The organism is Novosphingobium marinum, assembly GCF_013408095.1.
GTDB lineage: Bacteria > Pseudomonadota > Alphaproteobacteria > Sphingomonadales > Sphingomonadaceae > Novosphingobium > Novosphingobium marinum.
Genome location: NZ_JACBZF010000002.1, coordinates 391,179 through 409,101 on the forward strand (window position 1 = coordinate 391,179; position 17,923 = coordinate 409,101).

At 66.5% G+C, this 17,923-nt stretch carries 22 protein-coding genes; 8 read left to right on the forward strand and 14 right to left on the reverse strand.

The genetic code is table 11. The features are described 5' to 3' along the window. Positions 1-33: 33 nt before the first annotated feature. The 13 genes from FHS75_RS06565 to flgB are packed head-to-tail and all read right to left on the reverse strand — an operon-like array spanning position 34 to position 9,556. Entirely contained in the window at positions 34-879 is an 846-nt protein-coding gene (locus tag FHS75_RS06565) for a flagellar motor protein MotB (protein ID WP_179406900.1), read from the reverse strand. Between the two features lies 1 nt (position 880). Further along, positions 881-1,744, reverse strand: coding sequence for a flagellar motor stator protein MotA (gene motA / locus FHS75_RS06570; protein ID WP_179406901.1), 864 nt, complete (start codon positions 1,742-1,744; stop codon positions 881-883). A gap of 25 nt (positions 1,745-1,769) precedes the next feature. Then, positions 1,770-2,684: a flagellin N-terminal helical domain-containing protein gene (locus tag FHS75_RS06575; RefSeq protein ID WP_179406902.1), complete on the reverse strand. Its 915-nt coding sequence runs from the start codon at positions 2,682-2,684 to the stop codon at positions 1,770-1,772. An 11-nt stretch (positions 2,685-2,695) separates the two neighbouring features. Then, complete coding sequence (gene flgK, locus FHS75_RS06580; protein ID WP_179406903.1) at positions 2,696-4,033, reverse strand: flagellar hook-associated protein FlgK; 1,338 nt, start codon at positions 4,031-4,033, stop codon at positions 2,696-2,698. Between the two features lie 3 nt (positions 4,034-4,036). Further along, positions 4,037-4,342: a rod-binding protein gene (locus FHS75_RS06585; RefSeq protein WP_179406904.1), complete on the reverse strand. Its 306-nt coding sequence runs from the start codon at positions 4,340-4,342 to the stop codon at positions 4,037-4,039. Then, complete coding sequence (locus FHS75_RS06590) at positions 4,339-5,436, reverse strand: flagellar basal body P-ring protein FlgI (protein WP_179406905.1); 1,098 nt, start codon at positions 5,434-5,436, stop codon at positions 4,339-4,341. Before FHS75_RS06590 ends, FHS75_RS06585 begins: the two co-directional genes overlap by 4 nt. 14 nt (positions 5,437-5,450) lie before the next feature. Beyond that, the gene (locus FHS75_RS06595) at positions 5,451-6,116 is read right to left on the reverse strand and encodes a flagellar basal body L-ring protein FlgH (RefSeq protein WP_179406906.1); all 666 of its coding nucleotides are present in this window, start codon (positions 6,114-6,116) and stop codon (positions 5,451-5,453) included. A 2-nt stretch (positions 6,117-6,118) separates the two neighbouring features. Further along, positions 6,119-6,907, reverse strand: a complete 789-nt coding sequence (gene flgG, locus FHS75_RS06600; protein ID WP_179406907.1) for a flagellar basal-body rod protein FlgG — start codon at positions 6,905-6,907, stop codon at positions 6,119-6,121. Positions 6,908-6,923: 16 nt separating this feature from the next. Further along, positions 6,924-7,667 carry a flagellar basal body rod protein FlgF gene (locus FHS75_RS06605; protein ID WP_179406908.1) on the reverse strand — a complete coding sequence of 248 codons (744 nt, stop codon included), beginning with the start codon at positions 7,665-7,667 and terminating at the stop codon, positions 6,924-6,926. Positions 7,668-7,682: 15 nt separating this feature from the next. Further along, entirely contained in the window at positions 7,683-8,489 is an 807-nt protein-coding gene (locus FHS75_RS06610; protein WP_179406909.1) for a flagellar hook-basal body complex protein, read from the reverse strand. 1 nt (position 8,490) lies between these two features. Beyond that, positions 8,491-8,808, reverse strand: coding sequence for a flagellar hook assembly protein FlgD (locus tag FHS75_RS06615; RefSeq protein WP_179406910.1), 318 nt, complete (start codon positions 8,806-8,808; stop codon positions 8,491-8,493). Further along, the gene (gene flgC / locus FHS75_RS06620; RefSeq protein ID WP_373285045.1) at positions 8,805-9,206 is read right to left on the reverse strand and encodes a flagellar basal body rod protein FlgC; all 402 of its coding nucleotides are present in this window, start codon (positions 9,204-9,206) and stop codon (positions 8,805-8,807) included. The genes FHS75_RS06615 and flgC overlap by 4 nt, the downstream gene beginning before the upstream one ends. A gap of 2 nt (positions 9,207-9,208) precedes the next feature. Beyond that, a complete protein-coding gene (gene flgB / locus FHS75_RS06625; RefSeq protein ID WP_179406912.1) occupies positions 9,209-9,556 on the reverse strand; it encodes a flagellar basal body rod protein FlgB in 348 nt (115 codons plus the stop codon). Positions 9,557-9,742: 186 nt separating this feature from the next. Here flgB and FHS75_RS06630 point away from each other — a divergent pair, with 186 nt between their 5' ends. The 8 genes from FHS75_RS06630 (at position 9,743) to FHS75_RS06665 (ending at position 15,879) form a co-directional block, all read left to right on the forward strand. Continuing rightward, positions 9,743-10,411, forward strand: coding sequence for a MotA/TolQ/ExbB proton channel family protein (locus FHS75_RS06630; RefSeq protein WP_179406913.1), 669 nt, complete (start codon positions 9,743-9,745; stop codon positions 10,409-10,411). Beyond that, positions 10,408-10,869: a hypothetical protein gene (locus FHS75_RS06635; protein WP_179406914.1), complete on the forward strand. Its 462-nt coding sequence runs from the start codon at positions 10,408-10,410 to the stop codon at positions 10,867-10,869. Before FHS75_RS06630 ends, FHS75_RS06635 begins: the two co-directional genes overlap by 4 nt. Beyond that, positions 10,866-11,354, forward strand: coding sequence for a flagella basal body P-ring formation protein FlgA (locus tag FHS75_RS06640; RefSeq protein WP_179406915.1), 489 nt, complete (start codon positions 10,866-10,868; stop codon positions 11,352-11,354). The genes FHS75_RS06635 and FHS75_RS06640 overlap by 4 nt, the downstream gene beginning before the upstream one ends. 98 nt (positions 11,355-11,452) lie before the next feature. Then, positions 11,453-11,740, forward strand: a complete 288-nt coding sequence (locus FHS75_RS06645) for a flagellar biosynthesis anti-sigma factor FlgM (protein WP_179406916.1) — start codon at positions 11,453-11,455, stop codon at positions 11,738-11,740. Beyond that, positions 11,737-12,066 carry a flagellar protein FlgN gene (locus FHS75_RS06650; RefSeq protein WP_229735687.1) on the forward strand — a complete coding sequence of 110 codons (330 nt, stop codon included), beginning with the start codon at positions 11,737-11,739 and terminating at the stop codon, positions 12,064-12,066. The genes FHS75_RS06645 and FHS75_RS06650 overlap by 4 nt, the downstream gene beginning before the upstream one ends. Positions 12,067-12,173: 107 nt before the next feature. Beyond that, positions 12,174-12,986 (forward strand): lytic transglycosylase domain-containing protein, encoded by an 813-nt coding sequence (locus FHS75_RS06655; RefSeq protein WP_179407407.1) that lies wholly within the window; start codon positions 12,174-12,176, stop codon positions 12,984-12,986. Beyond that, positions 12,983-15,136, forward strand: a complete 2,154-nt coding sequence (locus tag FHS75_RS06660; protein ID WP_179406917.1) for a flagellar biosynthesis protein FlhA — start codon at positions 12,983-12,985, stop codon at positions 15,134-15,136. The genes FHS75_RS06655 and FHS75_RS06660 overlap by 4 nt, the downstream gene beginning before the upstream one ends. Further along, a complete protein-coding gene (locus FHS75_RS06665; protein WP_179406918.1) occupies positions 15,133-15,879 on the forward strand; it encodes a sigma-70 family RNA polymerase sigma factor in 747 nt (248 codons plus the stop codon). The genes FHS75_RS06660 and FHS75_RS06665 overlap by 4 nt, the downstream gene beginning before the upstream one ends. Here FHS75_RS06665 and FHS75_RS06670 read toward each other — a convergent pair. Continuing rightward, positions 15,872-17,920: a protein-disulfide reductase DsbD family protein gene (locus tag FHS75_RS06670; protein WP_179406919.1), complete on the reverse strand. Its 2,049-nt coding sequence runs from the start codon at positions 17,918-17,920 to the stop codon at positions 15,872-15,874. The two genes, FHS75_RS06665 and FHS75_RS06670, sit on opposite strands and share 8 nt — an antisense overlap. Positions 17,921-17,923 lie beyond the last annotated feature (3 nt).

Sequence of the window (17,923 nt, forward strand, 5' to 3'; positions counted from 1 at the left end):
GCGATCGGCCCAGGTCGTGCAAGGCAACCTGGCCTAGTTCAGGACCACTATCGAGATGCGGCGATTGCGCGGGTCCGACGGATCGTCGCGAACGAGCAGCTCCCGATCGGCGACGCCTTCGATCCGGCGGAAGCGGTTCTCGCCGATTCCCTGGAGCATGAGCGCCTGGCGCGTAGCTTCGGCACGGCCGGCGGACAGCGACCAGTTGTTTCCCTTGATGCCCGGCCTCCAGGGGAGCGCATCGGTATGGCCCCGTATGGCAATGCCGCTGGCATCGCTTTGCACGCCCTCGGCAATCGCGCCGAGCAATTCGCGTGCGTCCGTCGTCAAGACCGTGGTGCCGAGGCGGAACATCGAGAAATCGGCATCGTCGACTAGGTCGATCCTGACACCCTCGGTCGTGTCCACCATGCGGACTTGCCTGGCGAGGCGGCGAAGCCGCGCGGAAGCCTGCAGCTTCTCCTCGATGCGCTGCCTGGTGCGCTCGACCCGCTTGATGTTGCCCGATCCCTCGCGCGGTCCGCCGGTCATGTCGCGCGGAATGGTGAGTGAACGGGTGCCCGTCTGCCCCGCACGATGGGGATAGCTGTCGACGTCCGTGATCGACGATCCCCCCAGAAGGCCGCCAGCCCCTGCCGATTCCTGCTTTGTCTTGACCAGCGTTGGCGTGAAGTAATCGGCGAGACCCTTGCGCTGGTTCTCGGTGGTCGCGCCAAGCAGCCAGAGCAGCAGGAAGAACGCCATCATCGCGGTCACGAAGTCGGCATAGGCCACCTTCCAGGCTCCCCCGTGATGCCCGCCTTCGACCACGGTCACCTTCTTGACGATGATCGGCGTCGGCGGCGGTTCGTTGCGACCGCGCTGCTTCTTCGCGGCCATGTCAGCGGCCTCTCAGCGCGTCGAGCATTTCGGACAGGCCTGGCCGGAACGCATGGCCGAGGCCGGACCGGGCGCTTTCGACGACAAGCGGCTGGGGCCATCCGTGAAGGCTGGCGATCACGACCTGCTTCACTGCGTGAAATATCTGTTCGTCCTGTTCGAGCACCTGCTTCAGGCGTCCGGCCATCGGCGCGACGATACCGTAGGCCAGCAGCACGCCCAGGAAGGTCCCGACGAGCGCCGAGCCGATCATGCCGCCAAGCACCGAAGGAGGCTCGTCGATCGAACCCATCGTCTTCACCACGCCGAGGACCGCCGCCACGATGCCGAGCGCCGGCAAGGCGTCGGCAAGCCCCTGCAGCGCATGCTGGGGTTCGTGCATTTCGTGGAAGTGCGTTTTCATCGCATTGTCCATGACCTCCTCGACCGCATGAACTTCCAGCGTGCCCGACGAGACGACGATGAGAGTCAGCGTATCGCAGATCAGCGCGACGAGCGGCTTGTTGGAGAGAATGCGCGGGAACTCGGCGAAAATTGCAGAGTTTTGCGGCTCCTGCACATGCGCTTCGAGTGCGACAGGCCCTTCGGAGCGAAGCAGCTTCATGAGCCGGGTAACCAGGAGGATCGCGTCGACGTGATCCTGCTTGGTGTGCTTCGGCCCCTTGAATGTTTTTGCGATCGAGCCTCCCAGCGCTTTCAGTTCGTGCATCGAGTTGCCGGTAACGATGGCGCCCACTGCCGCACCGCCGATGATCAGCATTTCGTGCGGGATCGCGTGCATTACGGGACCAAGCGCCCCGCCGGTGAGCGCGAAGCCGCCGAAAACCATGACGAGGAGGATGATGACACCGATGGCTACGAACATGGAATGGGGTCCTTCCGGGCAGGGTTCAGCGGATCGCGTCGAACAGGCTGAGCGACGAGAGGCGTGCGAAGCTCGCCTGGCTGGCTTCGAGCACGAGCATCGTCTCCTGCAGGCGCGCGACGGTGGTCGCGATGTCAGTCCCGCCGATGTCGGCCTGTTCGCTGGCGCGAAGCTCGGACATTTCGACGCGCCGCTCGGCTGCAAGATCGATCCAGGCAAGTCGCGTGCCCACGATGGTCTGGCCCGTCGTGACCTTCTCGAGCCCGGCATCGAGCCCGCCGAGCGCGTCGCGCGCGTACTGCGCGGGATCAGCCACCGCACCTTTCAATGCGCCCGCGAGGTCCTTGACGAACGCCATCAGGTCGGTCGGCATGCCGGCGACATCGAATTCGAGCACCTCGGGTCCGGTCAGGCCTCTTGTGACGGTTTGTCCGTCGCCGATGGGCATCTCGCCGGCGGTGGCGGTACCGATGTAGCTTGCGTTACCGCCAGCATCGAGCGCGTAGGCTGCGCCCGCTGCCTCGCCCCCGAAGAGCGCATGGCCCGACGAATCACGCGAATTGGCGAGCGCGAACAACTGGCCGTGGATCTGTTCCAGCTCGTCCCCGATGGCGCTGCGCTGCTGCGCGGTCAGGGTCGCATTCCCTGCCTGTATGGCCAGTTCCTTGGCGCGGATCACGTGATCCGCGAGCGAGGACAAAGCGCCGTCGGCCAGCTTCAGGTCGGCAGAGGCGCGGTCGGCGTTGGCCCTGTCGATACTCGAAAGGTCATCGGCCCGCGATAGCTGGCGCAGGCGCGAGGCGGCGACCGGATCGTCCGAGGATCGCGCAAGCCGCTCGCCCCCGCCGATCTGCTCCTGCAGCGCTTCGGCACGGGCGCGCAATGTGTTCATTCCCTGGGTGGTGCGCTCGAAAAAGGCGCTGGTGCTGGTACTGATCATGTCCTGTTCCTTCAGCGAATGCCGAGCAGCGTGTCGAAGATGTCGGAGGCTACCTGCATGACCCGGCCCGATGCCTGGAAGGCCTGCTGGAAACGGATGAGGTTTACCGCTTCGTGATCGAGATCGACCCCTGCCTGCGCCGCTAGCGCGATACGGGCGGTTCCCGCTATCGAGGACAGCGCGTCGCGCGTGACCGAGCGGCCCTGCACGGCGCTGGAAATGTCGAACAGGAGCGCGTCGGCTTCGCCCGCGGGGTCGGCCGCAGCGAGCGCCTGACGCATCGCGGAAAGGTTCGCTGGATCGCGGCTCATCGCGGGACCGCCCGCCGGAGCCGTCGCAAGAAGCGCGCCATCTTCGAAGGCAAGGGCAAGGTCCGCTGCCCCCGTGCCGGAAAGCATCGGCTGGCCGGGACTGCCGTCGCGCGCAACGCCGCCTGTCTGCACCGCATTGACCGTCGCGGCGATATCGGTCGCGATCGTGTCCAGCCCGGTGCGGATGTCTCTGAGTTTGTCGAGCGCCATCGCCTTGCCGGCGAGCGCTCCTCCCAGCGGTGTGACGGAGGCGGCGTCCACGGAAAACGCGATCGTCCCGTCCGCAGCCGTCGACATGGCGAAGGAAGCGGCTGTCCCGCCTGTCACGAGCTGCGGTCCGCTCGTGCCGGCGATGCGCACCTCGACAGTATGGTCGGCGGCGATCTGCGCGTGGACGTCCACGTGATCGCTGAGCTGCTGGAGAAGAGAGTCGCGCTGGTCGAGCAGGGTTGTCTGATCGCTCGATGCGTCGGCGGCCCGCGCCAGGCGAAGGTTCACGCGGGCCAGTTCTCCGGCCAGCAAATTCACTTGCGAGACGCCGTCGGCCGCCTCGAAACGAAGGCCATCCCCGGCCGCGTCCAGTGCCGTCGAGGCGATGTTGAACGTGCGCGTCATCGTTCGGGCACTCGCCATCACGGCGGCGCGCAGACTGGAGTCGACGGGGTCTGCGGCAAGCCTTTCGAGCGAGCCTTCGAACGCGACGATGGCAGGGAAAACGCTTGCCTGCTCGACGGCGGCCTCGATGTTCTCGAGGCCCGTCACTTCGGCGGCGGCTCGCGCGAAGTCGGAGCCGGTCCGGCGGACCTCGGCCTGGCGGAAGAGGTCGGCGTTGCGCACCACCTTGTCGAGCCTCACGCCCGAAAGCGACACGTCGGCAACCCGCCCCGCGCCGCCCGAAGCCGAAACTTCCTCCAGTCGCACGCTGCGCCTGACGTACCCCTCGGAAGAGGCGTTGGCGATGTTCTGCGCGGTCACGTCGAGCGCAATGCGCGCCGTCTGGGTGCCGCTTTTCGCGATGGAGAGAAGGTCTGACGCCATGGCTTATCCCCGCGAGCCGCTTTCGGGCGGAAGGAATTGGGCAAGCTGGGCCTCGATCCTCTCTGCCATGCCGAAGGCACCGGTGCCGGCAGCGAGGTCGGCGAAATGCTCGTCCTGCATCTGGCGGAAGGTTTCGGTGCCGCCATTGCCCAGCAGGTCGTCGCCGAAGCCCGCCTTGCGGGCAGCAGCGAGCATCTGGCGAAGGAAGATCGCCTCGAACTGTTTCGCCGCAGCGGATAGCTCGGCGCGATCGCCACCGGACGCGACGGAGGGCGACGAACCGATAGACGATGAGGACAGCGGGCTCATATCACCACCATTTCCGCCTTGAGCGCGCCTGCCTGCTTGAGCGCTTCGAGGATGGCGACGAGGTCCGAGGGACTCGTGCCGAGCAGGTTCAGCGCGTCGACGATGCCGGCGAGCGAGGCTCCCGGTTCGAATAGGGCCACGGCGTTGCCGTCTTCCTCGAGCGCGATCTCGCTGTTCTGTTCGACCGCGGTCACGCCTTCGCTGAACGGACCGGGCTGGATGACACGCGGCTCCTCGTCGATGCGCACGGTAAGCTTGCCGTGGCTGATCGCGGCGGGCGCGATGCGAACGGCGGAGTTGATGACGACAGTGCCGGTGCGGCTGTTAACGATGACGCGGGCAGGCGTTTCAGCCGGCTCGACCTCAATCATCTCGATCACGGCCATCAGGCTCGCTCGCGTGTCGGCTCCGGGCGGGAGTCTGATCGCGACGGTCACGCCGTCCTCGATCGTCGCCATTCCTGGAAGCCGCGCATTGATCGCGTCTCTCACGCGCGAAGCGGTGAGGAAGTCGGCGTTGAAGAGATTGTAGCGGACGACATCGCCATGCTCGAAGCCGGTTGCAACGCCGCGCTCGACGCTGGCGCCGTCGGAGATACGTCCGACCGTCGGCACGTTGACGGTCAGCTTGGAGCCGTCGTTCGCCGCGATGCCGAGGCCGCCGACCGCAAGGTTGCCCTGCGCCATCGCGTAGATCTGGCCGTCGGCGCCGTAGAGCGGCGTCATGATCAGCGCCCCGCCGCGCAGGCTCTTGGCCTTGCCGATGGTCGATACGGTCACGTCTATACGCTGGCCCGGCTTGCTGAAGGCGGGCAGTTCCGCCGTCACCATCACGGCGGCGGCGTTCTTGAGGCCGGGCGAGACGCCGGGCGGCAATTGCAGCCCCATTCGGCCCGACACGCCTTTCATGGCGAGCGTCAGGTACTCGAGGTTGTCGTCGCCGGTTCCGGCCAGTCCGACGACGATTCCGTAACCGGTCAGCTGGTTCGAGCGGACGCCCTGGAACTGTCCAAGGTCGCGCACGCGCTCGGCGTGGGCAATCGACGGGGCGAGGGCCGCGAGTGCGATGGCGAGATAGACGAGTATGCGGATCATCGCGGGCGCTCCGGTCAGAACGGACTGATGAAGTTGAAGAAGCGCGACAGCCAGCCGGGCCTGGACGCCCGTTGCAGCGCGCCCTTGCCCGAATACTCGATCCGCGCATCGGCGACGCGGGTCGACGGAACGCGGTTCTCGATGTCGATATCGGCAAGTCGCACGATCCCGGAAAACTGGATCCACTCGCGCCCCTGGCTCAGGTACATCTGCTTTTCCCCCCTGACGAGCGCGGTCCCGTTCGGGCGCACTTCCGCGATGGTGACGGAAATCGTCGCGGCGAGACTGCTCGTCTGCCCCGCGTTGCCCTGACCATTGAACGACGAGGAACTCGACATCTTAAGGGCGTCTGGATTGAGGAAGGACAGGAGACCGGCGCTCGGCGGAGTGATCGATGCGCCGCCCCCCTTCTGGCTTTTCGCAGCGACCGACTTCGAGGTTGTCGTGCTCTCAAGAAGCAGGATGGTCAGCGGATCGCCGACACGGCGCGCGCGGGTACCTTCGTGAAGCGCTGCGTAGCCTGCGACGGGCGAGAAGATGCTGCCGTTTGCGGGTGCCGGCGGAGCCGGTACGGGCGGCACTGCAGGTTCGAAGCCCGGAGCCGGCTTGCGGGCGTATGCCGGTGCCGCCGACGCAAGTGCCGCGATCCCGATGGTGAGCAATGCGATCCTTCGGGCCATGATCACAGCGTCTGGTTCGCGTTGCGCAGCATTTCGTCGACCGCAGAGATCATCTTCGAATTGATCTCGTAGGCGCGCTGCGTCTCTATCATGTCGACAAGTTCCTGCACGATGTTCACGTTCGAACCTTCGAGCATTCCCTGTCGGATATTGCCGCGCCCGTTCTCGCCGGCGATGCCGATCTGGGCCGGACCGGACGCGCCGGTTTCCAGCATGAAGTTGTCGGCGGCGGCCTGCAGCCCTGCCGGGTTTGCGAAGCTGGCTATCGTGATCTGGCCGACCTGCGTCGCCTCTGCCTCGCCCGCGATGGAGACCGACACGGTGCCGTCCTCGGCTATTGCGATCGACGTCGCGCCTTCGGGAATGGCAATCTGCGGCAGCACGGCGAAGCCCTGCGTCGTCACGAGCTGGCCATCGGCCGAGCGCGTGAAGTTGCCCGCTCGGGTATACCCGAGCTGGCCGCCGGGGAGTTGCACCTGGAAATACCCGTCCCCGTCGAGCGCGAGGTCGAGCGAATTGCCGGTGGCGTTGAGCGAACCTTGTGTTTCGATCCGCGACGTGGACTGGACGCCGACGCCCGTGCCCAGGTTGAGGCCCGTTGCATAGGTCGTCTCGTTCGAGCTTTGCTGGCCCGCGACGCGCGCGTCCTGGTAGGCGAGCGTCGCGAAGTTGGCGCGGTCGCGCTTGAACCCGGTGGTCGCCACGTTGGCAAGGTTGTTCGCTATGACGCGCATGCGCGCGTCCTGCGCTTCCAGCCCGGTACGGGCGACATGAAGGGCGGATGAGGGCATTGCAGGATACTCCGGTTCAGGATGTCATGCGCATGAGGCCCGCGCTCGCTTCGTCGAGTTCGCGGGCAGTGGAAACGAGCTTGGCGCGGATGTCGAAGAGGCGCTGGGCCTCGACCATCTCGACGAGGACTTCGGACGGACTGACGTTCGATTGCTCGAGCGCGCCGGTCATGACGCGCGCGTTTTCGTTCGCTGGCAGGATTCCTCCGTCGCGCACGCGGAAAAGACCGTCGAGGCCCTTTTCGACGTCGCTGCCCGAAACGCTCGCGAGCTTGATGCGCGCAACCTGCACGGGCGGAGCGTCCGGAACGGCAGGATCGGCGACCATCACCGCGCCGTCCGGCGCGATCGACACCTTCGCCCCTGCAGGCACGGTGATGGGACCGGCATCGCCGAGCACCGGCAGGCCGTCCCCGTTTTCGAGTACGCCCGTCGCCGAGATCGACAGGTCGCCGCGCCGCGAATAGGCCTCGGTGCCGTCGCTGGCCAGGAGGGTCAGCATGGCATCGCCTTCCATGGCGATGTCGAGATCGCGCCCGGTCTGCGTGACCGAGCCTTCCTTCATCAGCGCGCCGCGCACTTCCGCACGGCTCATCGCGCGCACTTCGAGCGAGGGTCCGGCGACGGTCACCGGCGACTGCTCCAGGACCTCGGCGCGGAAACCGATGGTCTGCGCATTGGCCATGTTGCTGGCGATCATGCGCTGGCGCGTCATCGAGGAAGCCATGCCGGAAACGGCAGTGTAGATCAGTCGGTCCATCGCTCAGCCTTCCCGTCAGGTGCGCAGGTTGATGACCGCCTGGCTGATCTGCGTGGCGGTATCGATCGCCTTCGCGTTGGCCTGGAAGTACCGCTGCGCGGTGATCAGGCTGACCAGTTCCTCGGCGATATCGACGTTCGATCGTTCGAGCGCGCCGGAGATCAGCGCTCCGTAGGCGCCGGTGTCCGGCAGTCCGAATTGGGGCGTGCCCGAAAGTCCCGTCGCTTCCCAGTTCGAGGAGCCGACCTGGCGCAGGCCGCTCGGCGAGATGAACGACGCAAGAGCGACAGTCCCCACGACTTCGTTGGTTCCGTCGGCGTAGGAGGCGCGCACCGTTCCGTCGTTGTCGATTGTGACACCCGCGAATTCGGCACCTGCCCCGTTGGTTGCAGGGACGAGTGCGTCGATCGGCGCATCGACGGCCGGGTCCGCGCCCGGCGCGAAAATCTGCAGGCGGTTCTGCGACCCGTCATGGATGTAGCCGGCCTCGTCCATCGCGAAGCTGCCGTTGCGGGTGAACAGCGCATCGCCGCTCGCGGCCGACTTCATCTGGAAGAAGCCGTCCCCGCTGATCGCAAGGTCGAGCGCGGAACCGGTCTGCTCGATCGGGCCGATGGCGAAGTTCTGGCTGATCGCCTCGACCGTCGAGCCGATGCCCTGGATGTGCTTGGGATTGGTATAGGCCGATCCGGCGACGATGTCGGCGAATTCGACACGCGACTTCTTGAAGCCGGTCGTCTCGGCATTGGCGATGTTATGGGCGACCACGTTGAGGTCGGTCTGGGCGTTCTTGAGCCCGGAAAGCGAAGTGTAGAACGACATGTCAGGACTCCTGCTGGATGTCTGGGGTGGTTTCGGAAGGCGAGGGCAGGGCAATCCCCTGCGCCGCGATGACCGCGTCGAGCTTTGCGGCAATGTCCTTGAGCGTCTCGCCCATCTGGGCCGTCCCGGCGAGCGAGGAGAACTGCGCCATCTGCGCCAGCATCTCCTTCTGGTCGACCGGGTCGAACGGGTCCTGCTGCTGCATCTGGACGGTCATCAGCTTGAGAAAATCGGCCTGGCCAAGCGCGCCGAGACCGGTCTTGCGGTCCGCTGCGACGAAGGCCGCCTGCGAAGCGCCGTTGATCGAATTGGTGGTCATTTCATCCTCATCGTTTCGAGCATGAGCTGCTTTGCGGTGGACAGCGCCTCGACCAGGTTCTGGTACTGGCGCGCGGATTCGAGCATCTCGACCATCTCGGCGTTCTCATCGACCGGGCTGGTCCAGACATCGCCGTTGGCATCGGCCAGCGGGTGATCGGGATTGTGTTCGCGGATTGCCGGAGCGTTTTCGCGGGTGACGGCCGAAACGCGGACGCTGGCAAGGCCGGTTGCACGGTCGAGGTCCTCGGCGAAGACGGCGCGGACGGGGCGATAGGCACCGTCCTCGCTGCCGGACACCGTCCCGGCATTGGCAAGGTTCGAGGCAGCAGCGTTCATGCGCACCAGCTGCGCCGACATGCCGCGCCGGGCGAGGTCGAAGATGGTCATCTGCCCCATCGTCATTCGCCCTTCAGCGCGCGGGTGATCGAATTCACCCTGCCTTCGATGAAGGAAAGCGTGGCCGCGTAGCCGACTGCGTTCTCCGAAAAGGCAAGTTGCTCGGCCTGCAGTTCGACGGTGTTGCCGTCGAGCGAGGACATGACCGGTACGCGGTAGCGCGTTGCGGCCTCCACCGCCCGCGCGCTGCTCGCGCCGCCCTTGCGGTCTTCCAGCGCCGCCGCGAAATCGATGTCGCGTGCCTTGTAGCCCGGCGTTGCGGCATTCGCGATGTTCGATGCGATGATACCCATGCGCTGAGAGCGCAGTTCAAGTGCCGCACCGTGTATTCCGAACAGGCTTTCGCTCATGACGAGGCTCCCGGTTGGTTGCGGAAGAGCTTCAGCAAGGCGCGTGCCAAACGCAGGTTTCTGCGGTCGAGATCGGACCGGAGAGCCATTTCCGGCAATGTCTTGCCGCACCCGGCAAAGGTCCGCCGCAGGCATGAAATTTGGCGGCCTCTGTCCGTCCTTCGATGCACAGGAGGATTGCAAGCCATGGAATTTTCAGCGCTTTTCGATGGAACCTCTGCAGGGCTCGTCGTGGGCGGGACGGTGCTGGGCACGTTCCTGCGCGCGGGCGCGACAGACTGTCGCCATGCTGCCGCCGCCGTTGCGCGCCTCGCGAAAAGCAGGTTCGACGCCGACTTCGCGCGTGCAGAGCTTGCAGTGCAGGTCCGCGAAATCCGGCAGGACGGCCTGATCCGCGCGAGACCCAGGCATTTCGGCGACAACGAATTCGACGAGGCGACGGACGCGATGCTCGGCACGCGTTCGGTCGCCGCACTGCTTTCCGCGCACGAGGAGCACAAGGACAGACGCGTGCGAAGCAATGCGCGCGCGGTGCGTACCTTCTCGCAGGCCTCGGAACTCGCACCGGTGTTCGGGCTTGCAGGAACGCTCGTTTCGCTGAGCCAGCTCCCGTCGGAGGGGCTGGCTCAGGGCGCTTTCGCATCGGCTATTTCGATGGCAGTCCTGACAACTCTCTACGGGTTGCTGCTGGCGAACCTCTTGCTGGCCCCTCTCGCACGGGTCCTTGAACGAGCCGCCGAGGCTGAGGAGCGCGAACGCCAGGCAATCGTCGACTGGCTTGCCGCTCAGGTTACCGACGCAATACCGGCAGGCGCGCCGCACCCGAGGCTTTCGATCGTTGACGAGGCGGTATGATCTTGCGTGCCGCCAGCGGTTGGCAAACGATACTCGCCGATCTCTCGCTGATCCTGTTCATGGTGACGGGGGCCGCGCTCGGTGGGCCCGAGAGCATTCCCGCGCGCACGCAGGGCGTATCGGAGCGGTCCGAACCGCTGGCCTTCTACGAAAGCAGTGAGGGAGCGCCGCCATTGTCCGACTGGCTGGCTGCCCAGTCGCCCGATCCGCGCCAGATTCTGACCATCACGACAAAATACGACGAGGGAGGGCTGGAAGCTGCGCTAGTAGATGCCGACCGGCTCTCTCGCGAGGCTGCCGCGTTCCCCGTGCCGGTCCGGATCGTCGTGGAGCCCGGTACCGGAAACATCTCGGCCGTGCTGTCGTTCGACGCGCCCGCCGGCATGGCACACGCCTTGCAAGATGTGGCGAAAGCCGGCCGGACAGCGGCCGCGACACGAAAGGAAGCCGTCCCATGAGCCTGAGCCTCGCAATCCTCGCCGCTGCGCCGTTTGCCGATCTTGCCGCAATCGATGCGCAGGTCGCGCAGTTCACCGGCGCTCCAGCGGGAGAGGAGGGCGGTGCAGTCCGTCCCGTCGATCGTCGTCTCAGGCTGCAGGACTGCGAGGCCATGCTCGACCTTCGCTGGAATACCGCTTCGCGTCAGACGGTGGTCGTGCAGTGTCCCGACACCGACGGATGGCGCATCTTCGTGCCGGTCCGGTCCGTATCGGTCGCGGCGCAGGCCGAGAAACAGGTGCCCGTCGTCAACAGGGGAGACAGCGTGGCAATCGCGGTCGCGGGCCGCGGCTTCAGCGTCTCGCAACCGGGCGAAGCGCTCGAATCGGGTTCGGCGGGCGACTGGATCCGCGTTCGCAAAGCCGGCGAGGGGCGGCGGCAGTCCGGCGATACCCTGCGCGCGCTCGTCGTGCGGCCCGGTCTGGTCCGCCTTTCGCTGCCGTGAGGCAGATTGCCGTCCAGCGGCAATTGTTTGCCGATCCGGCTTAAAGGTTCCTCGCATCTGCCGTTCTGGATAAGGCGAAACCCTAACGGAGCGGCACGATGCCACCCATCGAAATCGGATCCTTGCGTCCACTCAAGGCCATCGAAAGCAGGCTTGCGCGACAGGCGGGCGGCGAAGCGAACGCCAGCCGCGCCGTCGCCGGCGGCGGAAACGAGCCGGGCACGGTCGCACGAAGCGACATGCTATCCGCCGGCAACCCACCGGTCGACAGCGATCGCGTCGCAGCCATTCGCAAGGCCATCGAAACCGGTACCTATCCGGTCATTCCCGCAAAGGTCGCGGACGCGATCATCGCTGCCGGTTACCTTCTGAGGAGCGGCAAATGAAGCAGGACACGCTACGCGAAACGCTGCGGCAGATGCTTGCTGTGCTGGAGGCGGAGCGGCAGGCGCTTGCCGGTCTCGACCTCGACGCGATCACCGGGACCTCGAACGACAAGACACGCCTGTGCGGAACGCTCGATGCGGCATCTGCCGGGCAAATCGACGAGGAATGCCGCGCCATGCTCGAAGCGGCGAGGCGCCTGAACGAGGTAAACCGCCAGGTGCGCAACCTTGTGGCAGCCAACGTCGCGCGCAGGCTCGACGTCCTGACCGGCTCGCCGCAACTCTATCGCGCCGCCGCTGGCGGATATGCTGCAGTGCGCGCCTGAACTGGCACGCCTCTTGCTGAAAGGCTCCCGGATAAATCGAACCGGGAGCCCAAGGGTTGAGCCAGACCCCGCAAATCTTGCCAGCAGCGCACGCCGACGCGACAAGCGTGCGCGCATCGATCGCGCGCGCCTCGCAGGCGACGGGGGTCGATTTCGACTACCTCCTTGCGCAGGCGAAGCTCGAATCCGGGCTTGACCCGGAGGCCCGCGCGCCGACTTCGAGCGCGACCGGGCTCTACCAGTTCACCAACGGTACGTGGCTCGAAACGCTCGACAGGCACGGCAGCCGCCACGGCCTTGGCTGGGCGGACCAAGCTATAGCGGGAGGGCGCATCGCCGATCGCGCGATCCGGGCGCAGGTCATGGCGCTGCGCAACGATCCGGATGCTTCCGCGCTGATGGCAGCGGAGCTCGCAAACGACAATCGCGCATCCCTGACCGGCGTTCTCGGGCGCGAGCCCGATGCCGCCGAACTGTACCTCGCGCATTTTCTCGGCGCCGGCGGGGCGGGCAAGTTCCTCTCGGTACTGGCGGTCGACCCGCAGCGCAGTGCCGCCTCGCTGCTGCCCAGGGCGGCTGCGGCCAATCGCAGCATCTTCTTCGACAAGGCCGGTGAAGCCCGCTCGGTCGCCGCGATGATGGACCTGATGCGCGCCAAGGTATCGGGCGCGATGGAACACGGCGGCGAGGAGCGCTTCGAGGCATTTGGATTTCGGGCTGCGGACGGGCCGGCACGATCACATGTCGCGACCGGACCTGTAGCTCGCGAGTTTCACGCCGCTCGTGCCGAAGCTCCGGCGGTTTCCCGACGGTCGATGGCGCAGACGCTTGCCGGGGCCTTCGGTGATCCCGGCGGCAACGGCGCGGCCCCGGCCTCGGTACGCGCAGCCTATGCCAGGCTGGCGAGGTTCGGGCTGTGAGCGTGTTTGCCCGCTTGCCGTCGCCCGGTGCGCTTGCACTTCCTGCAGGGATACTCGCGCTCATCGTGCTGATGATCGTGCCGGTGCCCGCGTTGCTGCTCGACGTCTCGTTCGTTCTCAACATCGCGCTTTCGGTGGCGATCCTGATGGCGGCCATGAACGCGCAGAAGCCGCTGGACTTTTCCTCGTTCCCCTCGGTCCTCCTGTTCGCAACGCTCCTGCGGCTGGCCCTCAACGTCGCTTCGACGCGGGTCGTGCTGGTCGACGGGCACGAGGGCGGAGCGGCTGCCGGCAAGGTGATCGAGGCCTTCGGCGCGTTCCTGATCGGCGGCAATTTCGCGGTCGGCCTGTTCGTCTTCCTGATCCTGATCATCATCAACCTCGTGGTCGTGACCAAGGGCGCCGGGCGCGTCTCGGAAGTCTCCGCCCGCTTCACCCTCGATGCCTTGCCGGGCAAGCAGATGGCCATCGACGCCGACCTGGCGGCTGGGCTGCTCACCGCCGAGGAAGCGAAGGCTCGCCGCCGCGAGGTCGCCACCGAGGCCGATTTCTACGGGTCGATGGACGGTGCGTCCAAGTTCGTGAAGGGCGACGCGATCGCAGCGCTGCTGATCCTCGGCGTCAACATCGTCGCGGGTTTCATCCTCGGCATGACCAGCCACGGCATGTCGGCGGGAGAGGCGGCGCAGGGCTACGTCACCCTTGCCATCGGCGACGCCCTGGTGGCGCAGGTGCCATCGCTTCTGCTGTCGATCGCCGCCGCCGTGATCGTGACGCGCGTTTCCGACGAGCGTGTCGGGGAGGGCAAGGACCTTGCCGGTCAGATCGGAGGCCAGTTCGCCGATGCGCGGTCCTGGCTCCCTGTCGCGGTCGTGCTCGGCGCGATCGGCTGCATACCGGCAATGCCGCAATCGGTCTTCCTGCCCGCAGCGGCGCTGGCCGGCTGGCTCTGGCACGCGTTGCGCAAGCGCACAGCCCTGCCCGCTCCGATGGAAGAGAGCGAGGAGGTTGCACCCGATCCTGCAAGGATTTCGCTCGCCGACGTTTCGGACCACACGCTGGTGACGATCGAACTGGGCTACGGGCTGGTCGGCCTCGTCGACGACCGCAAGGGATCGCCGCTGGTGTCCCGGATTACCGGGGTGCGCAAGCAGCTCAGCCAGGCTTTCGGCTTCGTCGTGCCGCAGTTTCGCGTCCGCGATTCGCTCGATCTCGCGCCGAACGATTACCGCATCCTGGTCGGCGGCGTGCCGGTCGGGGGAGCGACTATCAGGGCGGACCGGATACTCGCGATAGACGCTGGAGAGGTTCGCGCCGGCGGCGTGGTGCCCGGCGAGGAAACGCGCGATCCCAGCTTCGGATGTCCGGCATGGTGGATCGATCCTGCAAGTCGCGACCATGCCATCGCGCTCGGCTTCCTGACCGTCGATGCCGGCACCGTCATCGCAACCCACCTCAACCAATTGCTTTCTGACAGGCCGCAGGACCTGCTTGGTCCCGACGAGGTCCGGGCGCTGCTCGATGCGGTCAGGGAGCATTCGTCCGGGCTCGTCGAGACGGTCACGCCGCAACCCCTGTCGCTTGCCGCACTGACGCGCCTGCTGCGGGCTTTGCTCGAGGATGGCATTCCGATCGGCCATCCGCTCCCCATCCTTTCCAGCCTTTCGCGCGCGGTGCAGCAATCGCAGGAGCACGAGCGGCTCGTCGATCTCGTCCGTGCCGATCTGGGCGGTCTTATCGTCGGTCGCGTCTGTTCCGTGCGCGACCGGCTTCCGGTGGTGACGCTCGATGCAGGGCTGGAAGCTGCGATCGTCCAGGGCCTGTCGGACCCCGTTTCCGGACAGCCGGTGATCGAACCGGACCTCGCACGCATGATCGGAGAGCGCTTGGCGGATCTCGTCGCCGCGCGCGGGACGGGATCGACGCCGCTTGCACTCGTCGTCCAGCCCCGCGCACGCCGCTCGCTGGCCGCGCTCCTCAGGATGCGCGCGCCATCGGCGCTGGTGCTCTCGATTTCCGAACTCCCGCCCTCGCAACCGATCGAGGTGGTCGACGTGATCGGGGCGCAGCCGCAAGCCGGGACCGGTCTGCCTGCGCCAGAGACGCCAGCCTCCCACGACATCTCAACTACCGAAAGCATGGCCGCATGAAACAGGATCATTCCGCCTTCGCCTCCTCCCGCCCGCTGGTGGCCGACGCCTATTGCGGCGACGTCGCGGACCGGGTCCGGCGCTTCCTGCCGATGGTACGCCGCCTGGCATGGCACGTCCACGGCAGCGGTCGGCCCGGTATCGAGCTCGAAGACCTGATGCAGTCGGGCCTGGTTGCGCTGACCGAATGCGCGCAACGCCACGAAGGGCCGGGCGAGGACGGTTTCGCCGCCTATGCCAAGATGCGGGTTCGCGGGGCGATGGTCGACATGATCCGCCGTACCGTGACGATTTCGAGGGGCGGTGCGGAACGCCGCAGGATGCTTGCCGCGAAGGAAAGCGAATTGCGTGGACGCCTTGGGCGCGAGCCCGATGCCCCGGAGACCGCAGAGGCGCTCGGCATCTCGGTCGAGGATCTCGCCAGTCTGCGCGCCTCGAGCGAGCCGGTTCGCCTCGAACCGATCGACGAAGTCTATTCCGACGCGAACATGGCCTTCGCCGACGAGACGCCAGACAGCCTCTCCCTGCTGCAGGACGAGGAGATGCGCGGGCACCTTGCCGTGGCGATCGCGGCTTTGCCCGAACGTTTGCAGATGGTCGTCCAGCTCTATTTCGTCGAGGAACTCAACCTGTCGGAAATCGCCGAAGTGCTGGGCGTCAGCATCCCGCGCGTGCATCAGATCAAGGCGCAGGCGCTCGGCAAGCTGCGCGAAAAACTCGGCGGCGTGGCAGAGATTATCTGACGAGATCCGGCAGCGTTCCGGGCGTCAGAACCTGAGCCAGCTTTTGCGGTTTGCCACCGTTTGGCGGATACCAGACGTACAGCGGGACCCCGGCTGCGCCATGCTCGGTAAGGTAGCGCGTTATGGCAGGGTCGCGGCGTGTCCAGTCACCCCGCAAGACGACGACGCCGGCGCGCTCGAATGCCTCGCGGGTCGCCTCGCGCTCGATGGCGACCTGCTCGTTCACCTTGCACGTCAGGCACCAGTCGGCGGTGAACCACGCGAAAACGGGCTTGCCGCTTGCCCTTGCCTGCGCCAGTGCCGCCTGGCTGAAAGGCTTGGTCGCGATGATGCCCGGGGCCGCGGTGGACCCCGTGCCCTCAAGGCGCGGGAGAAGCGCGAAGCCGGCCAAACCGACCGCGATCACGCCGAATCCCGCCATGCCCACCGCCGGCAGCCCCGCGCGCTGTCGCCGGCCGGACAGCGCGAGCACTATCACCAGCACCGCCGCAAGGGCGCTGCACGCCAGGGCGAACTCGCTTCCCGCGATCCGCCACGCCAGCCAGAGCAGGGCTAACGCTGTAAGGCCCATCGGCACCGCCATCCAGCGACGGAACTTTACCATCCAGGGACCGGGCCTGGGCAGTCGCCGACGCATGGCAGGGACAAAGGCAATGGCAAGGAACGGCAGCGCTATGCCGAGGCCGAGCACACCGAACAGCGCCATCGCGGGCAGGACCGGCATGAGTAGCGCTGCGCCCATCGCGGCGGCCATGAAGGGGCCGGTGCACGGCGTCGCTACGAAAGCCGCGAGCAGGCCGGTCGCGAATGCGCCGCGAGGACTGCCCTCGCTCGCAAAACCGGGCGCGGAGAATTCGAACACGCCGAGGAAATTGGCGGTAAGCGCGGTAGCAAGCAGGAGCAGCGCCGCCACGACGCCAGGTTCCTGCAACTGGAATGCCCAGCCGACCTCCTGCCCAGCGGCCCGCAAGGCGAGCAGCAGGCCGCCGAGGCCGAGGCAGGCAAGAAGGACGCCAGCGGTGTAGGCGAGGCCTTCTGACCGCGCCTGGCTGTCGCTCTCGCCGGCGCGCGCCAGGCTCATGGCCTTGAGGCTGAGTATCGGAAACACGCAAGGCATGACGTTGAGGAGCAAACCCCCGGCAAGCGCCGCGAGCAACAGGATCGGCAGCCCGGGAAGAGCGGTGTCTTCGCCACCTGCCAGCGGTTCGCCGCCTTGCGGAACGGGCCCGGGGACGGCAACCAGCGAAAGCCCGTCGCCCGCTTCGTTGAGCCGCAGGACGCCGCCGAGGGTCTCGATTGCGGCGGGTGCGATCTCCGGCCTTGCAAGAGTGATGACCAGCATATCGCCGGCCCGCGCGAACGACTGGCCCGCGCCGTAGTCGATCGCCTTGTCGGTGGCCGCGAAGAAATGGGGGTTCTTAAGCGAAAGGGTGCGGGGCAGCGGGATGCCCAACCTGACCGTATCGCCTTCGATTTCGAAGTTTGCCACGGCGTCGAGCGGAGCGGGCAGGGCTGCGCGCCAGCGGTCGAAACGCGGGTCCGGTGCCTCAGCCCGTCCCACTTTTACTGTGGTTGCGAGGCGGCCCTGTTCGGGCACGCAGATCTCGTCTGTGCATGCCAGCCAGTCGGCTTGCACCGATATCGGCAGCGCCTCGCCCGGCTTCGCATTCGCTGGCAACGTCAGGGGCACGAGTACCGCGTAGTCATGCTCGAAGACATGGTTCATCAGCCCGGAGATGAGCAGCGTGTCCGGTACCGGATAATCGGGTTCGCCTGCCGAGGCTCCTTCTGGCAGGGTCCAGTCGAGCGACATGCCCAGGCCAGCGTCGCCGGGGTTGGACCAGTAGCCGTGCCAGCCGGGATCGGGCCGCATCCTGATTGCCAGGGTAATCGTCTCGCCGGGCATTGCCGGTCCTTCGGCGACGAGATCGGTAGCAATGTTGGTCTTGCCCGCGACGTTCTGCGCGACCGAAGAGCCCGGCAGCAGCACGCAGGCAAGGCACTGCAACAGCACCGCAACAAGCAGGCGATAGCAGCGCATCGG

What these genes read in the sequence shown, in the direction of transcription:
- FHS75_RS06565 (WP_179406900.1), bottom strand. Translation starts at nt 879, where the DNA reads ATGGCCGCGAAGAAGCAGCGCGGTCGCAACGAACCGCCGCCGACGCCG.
- motA (WP_179406901.1), bottom strand. Translation starts at nt 1,744, where the DNA reads ATGTTCGTAGCCATCGGTGTCATCATCCTCCTCGTCATGGTTTTCGGC.
- FHS75_RS06575 (WP_179406902.1), bottom strand. Translation starts at nt 2,684, where the DNA reads ATGATCAGTACCAGCACCAGCGCCTTTTTCGAGCGCACCACCCAGGGA.
- flgK (WP_179406903.1), bottom strand. Translation starts at nt 4,033, where the DNA reads ATGGCGTCAGACCTTCTCTCCATCGCGAAAAGCGGCACCCAGACGGCG.
- FHS75_RS06585 (WP_179406904.1), bottom strand. Translation starts at nt 4,342, where the DNA reads ATGAGCCCGCTGTCCTCATCGTCTATCGGTTCGTCGCCCTCCGTCGCG.
- FHS75_RS06590 (WP_179406905.1), bottom strand. Translation starts at nt 5,436, where the DNA reads ATGATCCGCATACTCGTCTATCTCGCCATCGCACTCGCGGCCCTCGCC.
- FHS75_RS06595 (WP_179406906.1), bottom strand. Translation starts at nt 6,116, where the DNA reads ATGGCCCGAAGGATCGCATTGCTCACCATCGGGATCGCGGCACTTGCG.
- flgG (WP_179406907.1), bottom strand. Translation starts at nt 6,907, where the DNA reads ATGCCCTCATCCGCCCTTCATGTCGCCCGTACCGGGCTGGAAGCGCAG.
- FHS75_RS06605 (WP_179406908.1), bottom strand. Translation starts at nt 7,667, where the DNA reads ATGGACCGACTGATCTACACTGCCGTTTCCGGCATGGCTTCCTCGATG.
- FHS75_RS06610 (WP_179406909.1), bottom strand. Translation starts at nt 8,489, where the DNA reads ATGTCGTTCTACACTTCGCTTTCCGGGCTCAAGAACGCCCAGACCGAC.
- FHS75_RS06615 (WP_179406910.1), bottom strand. Translation starts at nt 8,808, where the DNA reads ATGACCACCAATTCGATCAACGGCGCTTCGCAGGCGGCCTTCGTCGCA.
- flgC (WP_373285045.1), bottom strand. Translation starts at nt 9,206, where the DNA reads ATGGGGCAGATGACCATCTTCGACCTCGCCCGGCGCGGCATGTCGGCG.
- flgB (WP_179406912.1), bottom strand. Translation starts at nt 9,556, where the DNA reads ATGAGCGAAAGCCTGTTCGGAATACACGGTGCGGCACTTGAACTGCGC.
- FHS75_RS06630 (WP_179406913.1), top strand. Translation starts at nt 9,743, where the DNA reads ATGGAATTTTCAGCGCTTTTCGATGGAACCTCTGCAGGGCTCGTCGTG.
- FHS75_RS06635 (WP_179406914.1), top strand. Translation starts at nt 10,408, where the DNA reads ATGATCTTGCGTGCCGCCAGCGGTTGGCAAACGATACTCGCCGATCTC.
- FHS75_RS06640 (WP_179406915.1), top strand. Translation starts at nt 10,866, where the DNA reads ATGAGCCTGAGCCTCGCAATCCTCGCCGCTGCGCCGTTTGCCGATCTT.
- FHS75_RS06645 (WP_179406916.1), top strand. Translation starts at nt 11,453, where the DNA reads ATGCCACCCATCGAAATCGGATCCTTGCGTCCACTCAAGGCCATCGAA.
- FHS75_RS06650 (WP_229735687.1), top strand. Translation starts at nt 11,737, where the DNA reads ATGAAGCAGGACACGCTACGCGAAACGCTGCGGCAGATGCTTGCTGTG.
- FHS75_RS06665 (WP_179406918.1), top strand. Translation starts at nt 15,133, where the DNA reads ATGAAACAGGATCATTCCGCCTTCGCCTCCTCCCGCCCGCTGGTGGCC.
- FHS75_RS06670 (WP_179406919.1), bottom strand. Translation starts at nt 17,920, where the DNA reads ATGCGCTGCTATCGCCTGCTTGTTGCGGTGCTGTTGCAGTGCCTTGCC.